16 protein-coding genes are annotated in these 14,924 nt (G+C 32.5%); 1 reads left to right on the top strand and 15 read right to left on the bottom strand.

From position 1 onward, the window contains the following. Positions 1-65 precede the first annotated feature (65 nt). The 13 genes from QMA06_RS08540 to QMA06_RS08600 all read right to left on the bottom strand — a co-directional run bounded on the left by QMA06_RS08540 (position 66) and on the right by QMA06_RS08600 (position 11,104). A complete protein-coding gene (locus tag QMA06_RS08540; RefSeq protein WP_071339919.1) occupies positions 66-752 on the bottom strand; it encodes a DUF4386 domain-containing protein in 687 nt (228 codons plus the stop codon). 229 nt (positions 753-981) lie between these two features. Continuing rightward, on the bottom strand, positions 982-1,809 hold the full coding sequence (locus tag QMA06_RS08545) for an alpha/beta hydrolase (RefSeq protein ID WP_186844081.1): 828 nt from the start codon (positions 1,807-1,809) through the stop codon (positions 982-984). A 132-nt stretch (positions 1,810-1,941) separates the two neighbouring features. After that, complete coding sequence (locus QMA06_RS08550) at positions 1,942-2,517, bottom strand: hypothetical protein (RefSeq protein WP_186844082.1); 576 nt, start codon at positions 2,515-2,517, stop codon at positions 1,942-1,944. Positions 2,518-2,798: 281 nt separating this feature from the next. Continuing rightward, positions 2,799-4,052 (bottom strand): alpha/beta hydrolase-fold protein, encoded by a 1,254-nt coding sequence (locus QMA06_RS08555; protein ID WP_290206428.1) that lies wholly within the window; start codon positions 4,050-4,052, stop codon positions 2,799-2,801. Positions 4,053-4,262: 210 nt separating this feature from the next. Further along, a complete protein-coding gene (locus QMA06_RS08560) occupies positions 4,263-5,246 on the bottom strand; it encodes an alpha/beta fold hydrolase (RefSeq protein ID WP_186844084.1) in 984 nt (327 codons plus the stop codon). A 7-nt stretch (positions 5,247-5,253) separates the two neighbouring features. After that, on the bottom strand, positions 5,254-6,108 hold the full coding sequence (locus tag QMA06_RS08565; RefSeq protein ID WP_290206429.1) for an alpha/beta fold hydrolase: 855 nt from the start codon (positions 6,106-6,108) through the stop codon (positions 5,254-5,256). 54 nt (positions 6,109-6,162) lie between these two features. Continuing rightward, positions 6,163-7,095 carry an NAD(P)-dependent alcohol dehydrogenase gene (locus tag QMA06_RS08570; RefSeq protein WP_186844086.1) on the bottom strand — a complete coding sequence of 311 codons (933 nt, stop codon included), beginning with the start codon at positions 7,093-7,095 and terminating at the stop codon, positions 6,163-6,165. Positions 7,096-7,106: 11 nt separating this feature from the next. Then, positions 7,107-7,676: a hypothetical protein gene (locus QMA06_RS08575; RefSeq protein ID WP_186844087.1), complete on the bottom strand. Its 570-nt coding sequence runs from the start codon at positions 7,674-7,676 to the stop codon at positions 7,107-7,109. Positions 7,677-7,728: 52 nt separating this feature from the next. Continuing rightward, positions 7,729-8,331, bottom strand: a complete 603-nt coding sequence (locus QMA06_RS08580; protein ID WP_186844088.1) for a hypothetical protein — start codon at positions 8,329-8,331, stop codon at positions 7,729-7,731. Positions 8,332-8,687: 356 nt separating this feature from the next. After that, a complete protein-coding gene (locus QMA06_RS08585) occupies positions 8,688-8,810 on the bottom strand; it encodes a hypothetical protein (RefSeq protein WP_290206430.1) in 123 nt (40 codons plus the stop codon). A 65-nt stretch (positions 8,811-8,875) separates the two neighbouring features. Beyond that, positions 8,876-9,202 (bottom strand): hypothetical protein, encoded by a 327-nt coding sequence (locus QMA06_RS08590; protein ID WP_246457472.1) that lies wholly within the window; start codon positions 9,200-9,202, stop codon positions 8,876-8,878. Between the two features lie 210 nt (positions 9,203-9,412). Next, entirely contained in the window at positions 9,413-10,498 is a 1,086-nt protein-coding gene (locus tag QMA06_RS08595; protein ID WP_186844089.1) for an acyltransferase family protein, read from the bottom strand. Positions 10,499-10,510: 12 nt separating this feature from the next. Beyond that, positions 10,511-11,104: an ankyrin repeat domain-containing protein gene (locus QMA06_RS08600; RefSeq protein ID WP_290206431.1), complete on the bottom strand. Its 594-nt coding sequence runs from the start codon at positions 11,102-11,104 to the stop codon at positions 10,511-10,513. Between the two features lie 238 nt (positions 11,105-11,342). Between QMA06_RS08600 and QMA06_RS08605 the strand changes: the two genes are divergently transcribed. Then, positions 11,343-13,463, top strand: coding sequence for a helix-turn-helix domain-containing protein (locus QMA06_RS08605; protein WP_186844091.1), 2,121 nt, complete (start codon positions 11,343-11,345; stop codon positions 13,461-13,463). 189 nt (positions 13,464-13,652) lie between these two features. Here QMA06_RS08605 and QMA06_RS08610 read toward each other — a convergent pair whose 3' ends face one another. Together QMA06_RS08610 and QMA06_RS08615 are read right to left on the bottom strand one after the other, a co-directional pair. Next, complete coding sequence (locus QMA06_RS08610; RefSeq protein ID WP_186844092.1) at positions 13,653-13,802, bottom strand: hypothetical protein; 150 nt, start codon at positions 13,800-13,802, stop codon at positions 13,653-13,655. Positions 13,803-13,823: 21 nt separating this feature from the next. Then, positions 13,824-14,804 (bottom strand): hypothetical protein, encoded by a 981-nt coding sequence (locus QMA06_RS08615; RefSeq protein WP_186844093.1) that lies wholly within the window; start codon positions 14,802-14,804, stop codon positions 13,824-13,826. Between the last annotated feature and the right edge of the window lie 120 nt (positions 14,805-14,924).

Here is a 14,924-nt window from a genome sequence, read left to right on the forward strand (position 1 = left end):
AACGTTGCAAGTATAAACCAAACTAAAAATTCGTGAGGATTTTCAGAAGTAGGAGAGCAAAGCAATTACTTATAGCTAGGTCTTATGCCAAAAATTAGTAAATAACCTATCATCCAAAATTCTCCAATGGTTGCAGGTAGAGTTAGAAATCTATTGAAGCTAAAATCAATTCCTGCGTAGTGTATAACTGTAGAAATTAGATAGCCTATACCACCTAAAATAATTATTCTTCCTAACCAAACAGGCAACCTTTTAGATTTGATAACTATGTATCCCATTGGAAATAGCCATAACCCGAAAAATAGGCCACCAATACCCCAAGCATTCGAAATAATATTTTGAAAAACCTGAATTAGTAAAACTTTGTCTTCCATAGCACTTATTTCTGAATTTGCAATACCTATTGCTGAGGCGATTGAAATTGCACTTATCATAATGGCTAAAGCATTTACCATTCCCCATATACCTAGAGTCCAAGCTTCCCATTCATAATTATCTTTAAATAATTTGAAGAACCAAACTGCGGTAAGAGCCTGAGAAATTACTATACCAAATTCTAATAGCAACCTAATTCTTGCTGTAGATTCTAATTCTACTAAATTTGTTAGCGTTTGTTCAGGATTACCAGACACAAATATTTGAGAATGAAAGACCATAAACCCTAGAATTCCTGTAATAGCCATCATTAAATACCATAAGCCAGTTATTCTAGCGGTCTTAATTAAATTTTTCTGTTCTGTATTTGCAATCATAGATTATTTATTTTTATTATTTTATACTAATTCGGACTCTGTAAAAGATTAATTGTTACAGTTTTGCCCTAATGGCACACAACGTGTTTGTATATGGTTTGTTGCGTGTTTTAAGCAACTAATTACCGACCAAGAAAGTCCGCAAAGACTTTCGCAAGTAGGCAAAAAGCCAGCAATAAATTATATACGGTGTTACCAAACGTATTTGTTGATATTACCAGCTTCGAAATCATTCCTCTTGATTAATATATTTTAACCCTTCGTATAAAGCTACTAATGGTACAGAGCGATGGTTTTCTTTTTCAAAATATTCTATTTCGATATTTAGAGGTTTATCCGATTTCTTTGTTATTAAAGTATAGAGAGAGTCGTGTCTTTGTTTATTCCTTTCGTAATTAGCCTCTCCTTGATTGGCAGTAGCGATATAAAGTTTTTTATCTAATGATATTGAGGAAATAGAATCAACTTTGTTTTTCATCATCTCCTCATTCCACCATATACTTGGGTCTATAGAAATGTAAGCATTGAATACGCTATTTTCATCCATATAGGAATTTAGTGTAAGTAGTCCTCCTAAAGAGTGCCCAACAAGAGTTCTAAACGCTTCTGTCTTATACTTTTTATCAATATAAGGTATTAGTTCTTTCTCAATGAAATTCAAAAAATTCCTTCCACCTCCCATATTATTCGGTCGTTTGGTCTTAATTTTTGTAACTGTAAAATCTCGTTCTCGGTCAACATTCTCTATGGCTATAATAATACTTTCAGGCATTAAATTGTTTCGATTCCTATTAGAACTCATAAAATGTACTATTCCAGATGCTGTTTTAAAATGAGTATATCCATCCAATAATATGATAACTGGATATTTTTTATCAACTTCAGATGAATTATTGTATGAATCAGGAAGACTTATTAAACAGGTTCTTTCTTCATCTAAAATATTAGATTTAATAACGAACTTACTTCCTACTATAATATCTGTTTCATTTTGTCCAAATGTGGTTTGTACTCCTGAAAGAAGAATATATAAAATTACAAATGTCAAATTTTTCATAGTTTGTTTTATATGTTTGGTAAGGGTTTTGTATAAGGTCAGTTGCGTGTTTAAGCACCTGATTTAACAAATAAATCACAGATAGAAAGTCAGCGAGGACTTTCGTAAATTGGCTAATACAAGCAATTAATTTTATACGGTGTTAGCACTTTTTTTTCTGTTTAATACTTTAATTCCAAGTGTTATTAAGATTACTATGAATGCAATAAAAACTATACTTGTTGAAATGCTTTTTATAACTGAAAATATATTGGTTGTATACACTGCAGATTCTTTCAATTCGGGATAGATTTTTAGCATTGTGATAATCCCGATATTTTCCAAATAATCTGTAATTCCGGCAATTATTGGTATTATGCAGAGATAACTATATGGGGAATTTAATTTGTTCAATTTTTTCAAGAAATAACCCATTAGCAGACAGTAAGAAAGTCCAAATAGCAGTGGGTAAATCATATCAACAGGTATTTGATTGGTTAGATACGTCAAACGTCCATTTTCTCCAAGCGAAGTGAATAATTCATTGACATAATTCAAATCATATCCCGTTGGCATCATATCCAACAATTTCATTCCGTTAGAGAATTTCATTGTTTTGGGAATTGTAACAGTCAGCATAAAGGTGTAAACAAGATTGGTCAAGATAAAAAGTCCTAAAACCTTTTTGCCTGAAATATTCTTTTCTATGAATTTTATTAATGGTTTCATTTTTTTCTCAAATAAGTGCTAACGATAAATTGTAGGAGTAGTGGCAGATTGCTTGGTAGTTTCCTATAAGACTTCTACTTTGGCATTACTTAAACCCGCATTATGAATTAGAAAATCTATTACGAACCAAAAACACTGCAAATCAGCCACTTCGTTTCGTTGTCTTCTCTAACCATAGCGGTGCTATGCTTTTCAAATCTAACATCCTGATTTATTGTGTTTTTGATTCTCATCACAAAGTTCTAATGCATAATGCGGGTTAAACAAAATATTAGCCTTTGTTATTTGTTTTTTAGTTCTTGAATTCTGTTTTTATAGTATTCGTCATTACTTAATTCAGCAGCTTTTTGCACAAACCTTAGTGCATTAGTAATATCATTTTGAGCTTCATAATAGTCTGCCATTGAATTATAGGCACTTGCGCTGTTGGGATAATAATCAATATTCGATTTGAAAAATATAAAAGCCTTTTCAGGTTGCCCCATTTGTAAATTCATATAGCCATAGCCACTAAACATTTCCTCAATCATTGGAGGGAAGGGATAACCGAAATGAGTTGAATAGATTTCTTCTTGTTTTTCCAATAGCTTAACCAATTCTTCTACTTTTGTTTCAGGATTATTATATTTTTGTGGAGATTGAAACTGGTACCATTTAAAAAGAAAAATCAATCCATCTCTCATCGTTGGGAGCGGAACAGTACCATGTAAATCTTCATTGTACACCTTCCATGAGAAATTTAATCCACTCTGTTTTTGAGAGGTCGCAAAAGTTGAAAAGTCAATGATTGAACGTGCAAACAAAGTGAATTCTGAAGTGTCGTCCATAATATTCTCCATGGTTATTTCTTCATCCCACATGTGTAGCTGTTCTGCTGCTAAAGACACATAAAGAGATTTGCCATTATAACTTTCTGAACTCAGCTTTTCTTTTGCCTCCTTCAATAATTTTTGGTCGTCCCAATCCAAACTTGGATCTATGGCTATATAGTTTTGAAAGAGATGTTTATGATTAACCAGCATATGTATCGTAAACAGTCCTGCATATGAATGGCCAATTAAGGTACGGTAAGGCGAAGAGGGATATTTATTGTCAATGTATGGGATTAATTCTCTTCCAATAAATTGGGTAAAGTTTTCAGCACCGCCAGTTTCTTTATCCATTGCCTGCCCACGTCTCATTTTAATCTGTGAAGTAGTTAAGTCCCGTATCCTGTCAGTTTTGTTAGAAACTCCAATTAGAATCATATGAGGCAAATAATGTCCCCAATAATTGTCATAAACTGCTTCTAAATTTTCTTTCAAAGAAAATCCATCTAACAAATAAACAACAGGATATTTTACACTACTATTTGGGTTATAATTCTCAGGGAGTTTAACCCAAAACTCTCGATATTCTTTCAATGTCTCTGAATATACGGTATCAATAATTTCAGTTTCAAATTCACTCGATTGAATCAACTTTGATTGTGCCGATATTTCTTGAAAGACAATAAGTAGCCCTATTGTTAATACTATTTTTAATCGTTTTTTCATTTTATTATTTTAATTAATTTTATATTTAATTTATTGATGCCCAGAGATCTACAGCTCTCTACTTAAAGTTAGCAAATCTAACACTTTATAAACTCGGAATTAAAATCCTGTGTTTTCTAAGCTGTTTCTTAAGTAACTCATACCTATTATAGTTTCCGCTTTCGCGAAAGCGAGACCTTCAAAATTGCTTATTTCAATTCATCCTACTCTCTATAAATTACCATTCTTGTTTTCAATTCTTTGTGAACCATTAAATTTTGTCAACCATTTTAAAATTGATTGATTAGTTTCTTGTGGTAATTCTTGTTGAATATGATGACCACAATCCAAACAAATCATATCCAAATCAGGAACAAAATCCTGGAGCCTTTCAAATTTTGGAATCATATCTAGATTACCATAGATCATAAGTGTAGGCTGTTTGATGATTGGGTCTATATCTGCTATTAAGTGCCAGTTTCGGTCTAGATTTCTATACCAATTAATAGCGCCATTAAATCCAGAATTTTTAAAGGCCGTCACAAATACAGACAAATCATCGTCGTTCAAAATAGGCTCACCAAGTGGTTTTTCAGCTTTGGCAAGATTCATCATTAACATTCCTGATTCTGGTGGCGCTAGAGGTACATTTTTACGAAATAAATTATGAAGAAAGTTTTCTGCATGGTTATCTAACACAGCATCTGCCACTCCGGGTTTTTTATTGAAGTGAACAAAATAGAACTCTTCACCAAAAAGCTCTTCCATGAATTGAATCCATGGTTTTTCACCTCGTTCTTGGTAAGGCAAGGCAAGATTTATAATTTTATTGGCACGATCTGGATGTAATAGTGCCAAGTTCCAGACTACATTTGCACCCCAATCATGTCCCACAAAAACAGCATCTCTGTAGTTGTAATAATCAAGTAAAGCTACTAAATCACCTGTTAAATGGATTATATCATATGCCGTTACTTCTTTAGGGCGCGATGAATTACCATATCCTCTTTGATTTGGAACAATGACATGATAACCAGCTTGAACAAGCGCTGGTATTTGATAGCGCCAAGAGAAAGCATGTTCGGGAAAGCCATGACAAAGTACAATTGGATTACCCATATTTTCTTTACCTGCTTCAAATACTTCTAACTCAATTCCATTTATTGAAATTATATTGGATTTGGGAAAATTTGAAAATTTAAATTCTTGTGTCATTTCAATGTTAGTTTTTATCAATAATTAAATCTTCTATTTTTTTAAAATTCTTAGCATTCGGGACATGTTTTGAACCTTCCAGTAATACTGTTTCGCTTAGTGTCGGAAAAACTCTTTCGGCGCGTTTTACCATTTTTTTGCCTGGAAACAGGATATCCTTTTCTGAAGCGAAAATGGTAATTGGTGTATTAATTTCTTTTGCTGAATTTTTTGAAATAACCGGCAACGGCGAAAAATCCATGTTGCAATTTTGAAACGTAGTCCCCATGAATTGAAAAGCAAAATCATCGGCTTCACTAAAGAGGACATTCATGACTTTTTTGAGATACTTACTTTTATTCGTTTTTGTGAATTTCTTTAAGGGCATAAACATTTTAAACAATCCTGTAAAAGGGTTACCGTTTACGATGTAAACTGGCGCAATGAGGTACGCCTTTTTTATAAGGGTTTCATCAAATTCTAAAGTCTTTAAAGAAATAAATCCACCAAATGAAAACCCAACCAATGTTACTGCCGTAAGGTCTAACTTCTGAATGACTTCAACCAACCATTTGCCATAATCCAAAGATTTCATATCTAATCGATTCTCAGCACTTTTGGTGGGTTGGGCTAAGACATCAACTGCATAAACACAATATTTAGAGCTTAGATTTGGAAACGAATCTAAAATTTGTGGTGCACAACCACCTGTGCCGTGAATCAGCACTAATGGAGGGTTTTTAGTGTCCCCAGTAATTATAACATTAGTAGCCCCAAATTGGTTCTGTATCAATTTTTCTGAATATTCAATATTCAGCTCATTCAACTTTTGATTGTAAAGACTTAAAATTTTTGATTTACCTTCTTGTGATTTAAAAAACATGTGCTGTTCGTTTTTTTATTAATGATTTATGGATTGAGATTATCTATAGTCCAACTAAATAGTGATTACCACATTTCCTCTTTTATGACCCATCTCCACATATTTGTGAGCTTCGGCCATTTCTTCTAAAGAATATACTCTATCAATAACAGGTCTAAGTTTCTCTTGTTCGGCTAACCTTTTTAAATTCAAAAAAGCTTCTTTTGGAGTTAATGGAGTCCCATGATCAATGGATATATATTTGCCATTCAAAGTCAACGCTTTTTTGCTCATTTCTTTTAGTTTCGATGATTTCGAATTGCCTACAGCATCAATCACATATTTATATGTTTCTAATTGTTTTTCAGCATTTTCTATTGTGTAGTCAATCACCTTATCACTTCCTAAAGAGGTTACTAATTCAAAATTTCGACTACTGCATACACTTGTAACATGAGCACCCATATACTTCGCCAATTGTATCGCCATTGTACCTATACTTCCTGACGCTCCATAAATTAAAACATTGTCGCCTTTGTTTATGCTCGTCTTTTTTAATAAGTGAGAAGCAAGTAAGCCACCATAAGGGATTGCTGCAGCTTCCTCAAAACTAAGATCTATAGGTTTTAGGGCTAGATTCCAAACTTCTGGTAAACAAATATATTCTGCGTAAGAACCAAAACGACGTTTAGTAGGCGAGATAGAACCATAGGCAAAAACCTCATCACCATTTTCAAACATTGTCACCTCCTTGCCTTTAGCCTCAATAATTCCAGCTGATACCATTCCCAACACAGGATTCCTTGGACGACCAAAACCAAATATGAGTTGAAGTATAAATCTAGAGATCAAAGGTTCATTTAATCTCCGAATAAGAACATCGCTTGTGGTAACTGAAGTAGCACGTATCTTTATAAGTACTTCATTAGCTTTAGGTGTTGGTTTTTCAACATTACCTAGCACCAGATTATCTACATCGCCATATTTTAGACATTTTATTGCTTTCATAATTGTTTTTGCTAAAACCTATACCCTATTCGCAAGTGCATATTTAATTCCAGTTCACTTTTGTTCTTTAAATAACCAGCACGTTTAGCAAATGTGTAGCTAAATCCGGCACCAAGACCTGCTTCATAATTAAAGTGTTTGCCTAAATTTCTTCTAATTCCCCAAGTAGGTATGATAGAAAAATCACTCACCACAGGAGCATCGTCAGTATTGAACAGCGCCAATTCTGGATGATAACCCATTTTTAAAGCAATAAAATTGCCACTATTTCCTTCAATTAGTTTTGAGTTCTCTGAGCGTTTTTTGAGATTGTAATAGAATCTTGGCTCCATAACTATTACAGGTGTTAGCAAAAATGGAGAATCATAATCATCGTAAAACGTAGATTCCCAAATACCAAAATCAAAACCAAGTTCAATTCTCAGTGCTATAGTATTTGATAGTTTTGCTTCATTATATGCCCAGATTCCTAAAACTCCAGTTTGTAATCCGAATGTTGATTTTTCTACACTTGTTGTTTGAGCAACACCAATCGTCGTGGAAAAGATAATTAGCGCTAATATTATTATTGTACGTTTCATAATGTTTCAATTAAAAATTAGTTTTCTATTCGTGTTTAAGTCAAATTCAACATTATAACCAGCTGAACCCTAATCCTACATTAAAGATTACGGCATCTCTATCCGCACCTCCATCTAAAGACACACTACCAAGCACCAATTTAGACTGAATATTGAGCGCAAAATTTTTCTTTTTGTAAATCTCATAACCTGTGCTTGCCATAACAGCGGCACCAAAATTCCAATCGTCATTTACATTGTCTTTAATATCATATAGTGCAGGTGAGTCTATGGCTAATCCAATTCCACCATGAATCCACCAACGATCTTTTACCCAATACTGTACAGATGGGATAAATGCTCCAAAATTTCTGTCATTGTCCTGAAATTCGTAGATGTTTCCTGGTAAAGAGGCAGTAATAGCAAGTCTTTCGTTTAACATATAGCCAAACTTTAGATCTGGAAAAACAAAGGTTCCTTGAGCCTTGTCAAAGGTTTGAATACCTGCACTATCTTCTATGCTGATAATGCCACCACCTACTACGAATTCGAAGATGAAACCATCCCTTTGTGTTGTTGTTTCTGAATTTGTGTTTTGTGCATAGGTTATACTTGATAATAATGTAAAGGCTACACAAGCCATTCTTGATAAGATTTGTTTTTTAATAGATTTCATAATTGTTTGTTTTTGATTGATGATTTATTTCGTATTCTTAGTTAATACATTAATTTTTTTTTTGAGTATTCTAACGCTGCGCCAATGGTAATTCCAATGGGAAGCCACAAAGCTATGTTTGAGGTTAATACGCCTAATAATACTCCTGAAACTATGCCAATTGCAAGTCTAATTCCTTTTTTTACTTTTAATTAATTTCATAATTGTTTGTTTTTTGATTTTTTAAATTGATGTTTACCACTCGATATCAAATTTTTCTGAATTATTCATTTGTATTTCGTAATTCAGCATATGTGTCTTTTAGCTTCTTTAATGATTCAATGGCATTACCATAAGCCTCACGATTTTTTTCTGAATTATTCATTTGTATTTCGTAATTCAGCATATGTGTCTTTTAGCTTCTTTAATGATTCAATGGCATTACCATAAGCCTCACGATTTTTTTCTGAATTATTCATTTGTATTTCGTAATTCAGCATATGTGTCTTTTAGCTTCTTTAATGATTCAATGGCATTACCATAAGCCTCACGATTTTTTTCTGAATTATTCATTTGTATTTCGTAATTCAGCATATGTGTCTTTTAGCTTCTTTAATGATTCAATGGCATTACCATAAGCCTCACGATTTTGTGCGATCGTTGTCATTCTCGTTAAAACCATGTTTTCAAAATAAATGTCTTTTCCATAAGTGTCTGAAGAAGTGCCCATTTCCCTAAATTTAACGTTTGGCATCAAAAAATTCTCGTAATAATCTGCAAGGGTTGGTTGATCTGCTAATGAAACGGAGTTTTCCTTACAAGATATTAGCAATAAGATTAGCACTGGATATAGGCTTTTTATTAATTGAAATACTATTTTTAAATAACTCATAATAAGACTTTTAAAATAATGATAACACAATGTAAAGCTTATGTCTCTATCTCAAAAGGAAAAGTACATGAGCGTAAATAAATCTAATTGTACGTTAGAAAATTTCATAATTGTTCGTTTTTTGATTGATGATTGATTGATGAATTATATTTTATTGTTTTGATGTACTGATAACTATTATTAAGTGAAAAGATAAGTTTGAGTTAGATTCTAAATCCTTTTTAATTCTTTCTGTACGACGCTTTTAAATTTCCATTTCAAACCAAATAAAGGTCTCAAGATTGTAATTCTTTTTAAGATGAATTCATAAATGAGAAAACAGACTATAAACGTAAATAGGGTAATTCCTACAAACTCTAGCATAGGATGAAGATCTAATGGCAGAATGAGTAATGCACCTGCATATAAGACAAACATGTGAATAATATAAACTGGATAAACAGCTGCACTCAAATAGCTTAGTAAGGCACTTGGTTTATTAAAGTAACTATATCCTATTCCAAATAAACCCAATATCCAAGAATTTGATTCTATGCTGGTGATATACATATTTGATATAGACTCAAATCTAGTGAAACGAATAGCAAATAAGACAGACGCTATGACTATATATAACCATTTCCATTTAGAAACGGTTTGCCAGAATGCGCTACCACTGTATACGAAAAGAAAACCAAAAAAGAACGCAAGAAAACCCATAAAGAATCCATGCCATGTTTCAGCGTACAGTTCAAATAACTGTGGTTGAACAACACCAATTTCTAACATAAAAAATGCTGATATAGATAACGGTCCTAAAGCATAGGTCATGACTTTTGAAATGGTCATTCCAAATTTTCCATTTTCGTTTTTCTTCAGATAGAAAAAAAGAGGTAACAACACAATCACATAGACCACAATATTTCCTAAAAACCATAGGTGTCCCATATGTGGAAAATAGCTCAGTGGCATATTATAGTAGTTCTGAAAAACTAAAAAGTGTAATGGAGTGATTACCAAAATTCCAAACACAAAGGGCAATAGAATTCGTTTACCTCGCTCTATAAACAATTGCTTCCAATTTCTTTTTTTCATTGCGAAATATAAACCCATTCCAGATACAAAAAATAGCAAAGGTATTCTCCAAACATTGAGCATCGTCATAGGTTCCCAAAGTCCTACCAAAGCGTCTTCGCTTCTTATAAAACCTATAAACATGGCCCAAGGTTGAAAAATAATAGCTATGTGGTAAATCAATAATAAGCCTATAGCAATTACTCTTAACCAATCAATATCGTATCTTCTTTCTGTGGTCATCGTATTGTATGTTTATTGAAGCATCATTGCTACAACAGGACGTGCTTTTTGTAATTCATTAAGATCTAATTCAAACCCCATTGGTTTTAATTGTTGAATTAGCATTTCATAGATAGGTTTCATTTGAGCAAAATCTGCCATTACAGTTTCTCTTGCTGTAGCTCCATAATTATTGCGAGCTGATTTATCTGCTTTTGCATCAATAAGTAATTGTACAATTTCAATACGTCCAAAGAATGCTGCTGTATGTAAAGCTGTGCCACCATCATTATTTTCAATAGACAAATCTGCCTTGGCGTTGATCAATACTTTTGCAATTTCTGGTTTATTAAAAGTGGCTGCGGTCATTAATGGTGTAGAACCAGACATAGCCTCTTTTTGATTAATGTCCGTCCCAGCTTCAATATGCTGCTTAACTGCATCTAAGTTTCCAGTGAGTACAGCTCCGTGAATATCTATACTTGGTTTGGTTGCAATTTTTGTAGTTTTAGCAATATTATCTGAGTTTGATTTTTTGTCAGATTGCGCACATGAACTTGTTAATAAAAGCGTTAAGAATAACATCTGAATGGTCGTTTTTATTGAATTAATCGTAAGTGTTTTCATAATTTTAAATTGTAACGATTTATAACTTGATTTTTGTTCCTACAAAGATGCGAAACCACCCTAATCAACTGATAATGTGTATGAAGCCTAATGTATAAAGTTTGATGAGAGGTAGAAAATTATGACGCAGAAGTATAAATTATGACGCAAGCAACTGTTTTTTTGCTAAAGAATTTCAAACTTAAAACCATAGAATGGTTCAATATAAATTTCTAAATTTGTACTAGTATAAAACAACATGTCTAAAATCTCATATCAAGGAAAATTTATAGAACAGGCTGAGGCTCTTATTTTAGAGAATATCTCTAATGAGCAATTTGGGGTTTCAGAATTGGCTGAACTCATGAATATGAGTAGATCAAATTTGTTGCGGAAAATTAAGAAGCAAACACAAGGTAGTGCTAGTCAATTTATTCGTGAAGTCAGACTCCAAAAAGGGATGACACTTTTAGAAGAAACGGAACTTACTATTTCTGAAATTTCTTATCAGGTGGGCTTTAGTAATAATTCCTATTTCACTAAATGTTTTAAGGACTATTATGGGTATTCGCCAGGCGAAGCCCGAAAAAAAATAGATGAGCAAATAGAATTTGAACAAGATGGAGTAAAGGTAGAAGAAGATAACCAAAACAAAGACACTATTAAAGTTGCTGAAAAAGGGTTTTTCCAACAGTACCGAATTCAAATACTATTTGGAATTTTCTTGGTTTTAGTGATAGCAGCATTCTCGTTTTATCCAAAAAAAGAAGTATCGAACGGTGATGAAGAGAATGCTAACTCTAAGAAATCTATTGCAGTATTGCCGTTTAAGAATATGAGTAGCGATTCTGATAACCTGTATTTTGTTAATGGACTTATGGAGTCGACATTAAATAATCTACAAAAAATAGAAGATATTCGAGTTATAAGCAGAACCTCTGTAGAAAAATATAGAGATACAGATAAGACCATCTTAGAAATAGCACAGGAACTTAATGTCAATTACTTGATTGAAGGAAGTGGGCAACGTGCTGGTGATCAAGTTTTATTGAATATTCAATTGATTGATGCTTCAATGGATACTCCGATATGGGCAGAACAGTACAACCATAAAACGGCAGACATTTTTTCCATACAAAACGAAGTTGCAAAAAAAATTGCAGAAGCCATCGAAGTAACTGTAACACCAGCAGAACTAAAACAAATAGATAAAAAACCAACAGAAAACGTATTAGCATATGACTATTATTTAAAAGGACTTGAAGCCCTACAAACAAAGACAGAGGAGGGTTTGCAAGCCGCCATAAGTTCATTTGAAAAAGCGATAGAAAACGACTCGAAATTTGCACTCGCTTATGCTCAGGTTGCAATTTGCTACTATTATTTAGATGTAAATAAAATTGAAAAGAAATATTTAGACAAATTAAATGAATACGCAGACAATTCCTTGTTATATGATTCAACTTCAGAATTATCTTTGATTGCAAAAGCGCTGTATTATATAAACGCAAACGAATTTAGGTTAGCGATACCTTACTTGGAAAAAGCACTAGATTATAATCCAAATGCTTCTTCTGTAGTGCTAATTTTATCTGATATCTATGCTAGAGTTGTTCCAGATACAAAAAAGTATCTCACTTATGCATTAAAAGGAATTAAATTAAATATTGAAGCTAACGATAGTGTATCTAAAAGTTTTATCTATCTAAACCTGAGTAATGCATTAGTCCAAAATGGGTTTGCTAAAGAGGCTTCAAAATACATTGAAGAATCTCTGAAGTATAATCCTAAAAATCAATATAGTACCTACTTAAAAAATTTTATAGATTATGCGAATAATAAAGATTTAGAATCCTTAAGAAAAAAAATGCTCATAGAGTGGCGTAAAGATACTACTCGCGCTGATATCACTCAAGAATTAGCCAAAACATATTATTTTCAGGAAGATTACGAAAAATCATTGGTTTATTACGAGAAATATATTAGTATACTTACTACTGATAAAATTGACTTGTATCCAGCAGAGAACATAAAAATAGCCTACACCTATAAAAAATTGGGTCTTCCTAATAAAGCAGAAAAATATATTCAGAAATATAAAGATTATTTGGAAGAAGATGAGTCAATTTACAGAGAGGCAAGTTTAGCTATGCTGTATCTTTATGAAAATATACCAGATAAAGCTATAGAAGCCTACGATAAATTTAGTTCACAAGATGGTTTCCAATATTGGGTGCTTTTATTTATGAAGGAAGACCCTCTATTGAACCAGTTGCAGAATCATCCAAGATACGACGAAACTATTGAGAAAATAGAAGTGCAATTTTGGGAAAAACATAAAATACTTAAAGAAACTTTAAAAAAGGAAAAACTATTATAGATCGTTGGAATTTAATTATCCATACTATTCAAAATATTGGTTGAGGTTGAGTAATAGTTAAATTTTAGCGCAATCAACTCAATTTCATATAACTTAAGAGTAAATAAAAATGGGACAGAGTTCGAACTTTTTAAATCAGGATATAACCCTAATCATCATTAATAAATTTAAGCACCAGTGTAAACTACCTTAACTATCGGTTTCTAAAGACTTGATGGTTTTGTTGAATTTATCAATATCTTTAAAAAATTGACCTCCTATTTCCATAGCCAATCTATAATAGGGTAATATTATATTAGGAAAGCTCTTCTTCTTGTATGGATTTTCTTCGGCTTCCATTTGATCCTTTTTAAAATCACCCTATTTAAGAAGTAAAATTGTTGCTCGACGCAAAGTTTTAGGATCTTGTTTCTCTCTTATCATATCTACAAGGTTAAAGAAGTCCTTATCGTTTTTTACAATGTTCTCTTTGCTTTCATAACGTTTTAGCTGGTCGTCTATTTCTATTTCCTCGATACGAGCCATATTCATTTGGATATTACGTCCTGACCAGAATTTGTATTCTTCATCATACCAAATACCAGAGTCGTGAAGTTTACCATAAAGGCTTACAGAATCTTTTATTCTAAATCCCTTGAGTCCTTCATCTAAACCAATAATTGTTGCCTTACATGGGTTAGGGAAATAAGCGTCTACAATCTTGTCTTCATTATACCCATTCCACAAATCCCAATAGCACTTTTTAAAAGCATCAAATAATAGTATTACTGCTTCTACTTTGGGATAAAAGAATGATGGAATATCAAAAGACATTTTATTCATCCCATCTACTAACATAGGTTCTGTATCGTGCATAACGTATTCATTCTCTTCTATAGAATAAGCTGAATGAAAAAATGAATTTCTGATTTCCTTAAAATGAACAGTCTCGTAAAAGTTAATTAAACTTTGCTTCTCGGTATCTGCAAACAATTCCATTAAGAAATCTTGCTTTTCCCCTATACCTAATAGTCTTTCGTATTTACGAGTTTTCCAAAAAAGATAAGAAGATCCTTTATACCCAAGCGTGATACGACAAAGGCTACCTATCATATTATAGAAATCACTGTTTTCAAAAAATGTTGAATATAGCTGCAAACCCATTCTCGCTTTTTCCTTGCCTTCTAGTTCTCTGTATAACTTCGTATAAAAAGGGATAGCATCAAAAAATTCTAGTAAATTGGAATTAAGGTTTTGTGAACTTATACCCTTATAGTTTATAAGCGTGAGTACGACATCGAACTCACTGGTTTCAATAGCTTGTTCAAATAATTGTTCAATTTCTTTTACTGCGTGTAACATAATGGATTGCAAATCTTAATGTCATAAGATAACAAGGAATACTATAATAATCTTAATTTTTATGCTTAGTCAGACGCCTATCATAATGAATTTCTTTTAACTTAGTAAGCTTAAAATCAT

This window comes from Winogradskyella bathintestinalis, assembly GCF_030407435.1.
Classification (GTDB): Bacteria; Bacteroidota; Bacteroidia; order Flavobacteriales; family Flavobacteriaceae; genus Winogradskyella; species Winogradskyella bathintestinalis.

Coding starts and splice junctions, on each gene's coding strand:
- QMA06_RS08570 (WP_186844086.1), bottom strand. CDS start 7,095: ATGAAAGCAATAAAATGTCTAAAATATGGCGATGTAGATAATCTGGTG.
- QMA06_RS08605 (WP_186844091.1), top strand. CDS start 11,343: ATGTCTAAAATCTCATATCAAGGAAAATTTATAGAACAGGCTGAGGCT.
- QMA06_RS08615 (WP_186844093.1), bottom strand. CDS start 14,804: ATGTTACACGCAGTAAAAGAAATTGAACAATTATTTGAACAAGCTATT.
- QMA06_RS08590 (WP_246457472.1), bottom strand. CDS start 9,202: ATGAGTTATTTAAAAATAGTATTTCAATTAATAAAAAGCCTATATCCA.
- QMA06_RS08555 (WP_290206428.1), bottom strand. CDS start 4,052: ATGAAAAAACGATTAAAAATAGTATTAACAATAGGGCTACTTATTGTC.
- QMA06_RS08545 (WP_186844081.1), bottom strand. CDS start 1,809: ATGAAAAATTTGACATTTGTAATTTTATATATTCTTCTTTCAGGAGTA.
- QMA06_RS08595 (WP_186844089.1), bottom strand. CDS start 10,498: ATGACCACAGAAAGAAGATACGATATTGATTGGTTAAGAGTAATTGCT.
- QMA06_RS08550 (WP_186844082.1), bottom strand. CDS start 2,517: ATGAAACCATTAATAAAATTCATAGAAAAGAATATTTCAGGCAAAAAG.
- QMA06_RS08560 (WP_186844084.1), bottom strand. CDS start 5,246: ATGACACAAGAATTTAAATTTTCAAATTTTCCCAAATCCAATATAATT.
- QMA06_RS08600 (WP_290206431.1), bottom strand. CDS start 11,104: ATGAAAACACTTACGATTAATTCAATAAAAACGACCATTCAGATGTTA.
- QMA06_RS08610 (WP_186844092.1), bottom strand. CDS start 13,802: ATGGAAGCCGAAGAAAATCCATACAAGAAGAAGAGCTTTCCTAATATA.
- QMA06_RS08575 (WP_186844087.1), bottom strand. CDS start 7,676: ATGAAACGTACAATAATAATATTAGCGCTAATTATCTTTTCCACGACG.
- QMA06_RS08580 (WP_186844088.1), bottom strand. CDS start 8,331: ATGAAATCTATTAAAAAACAAATCTTATCAAGAATGGCTTGTGTAGCC.
- QMA06_RS08585 (WP_290206430.1), bottom strand. CDS start 8,810: ATGCTGAATTACGAAATACAAATGAATAATTCAGAAAAAAATCGTGAG.
- QMA06_RS08540 (WP_071339919.1), bottom strand. CDS start 752: ATGATTGCAAATACAGAACAGAAAAATTTAATTAAGACCGCTAGAATA.
- QMA06_RS08565 (WP_290206429.1), bottom strand. CDS start 6,108: ATGTTTTTTAAATCACAAGAAGGTAAATCAAAAATTTTAAGTCTTTAC.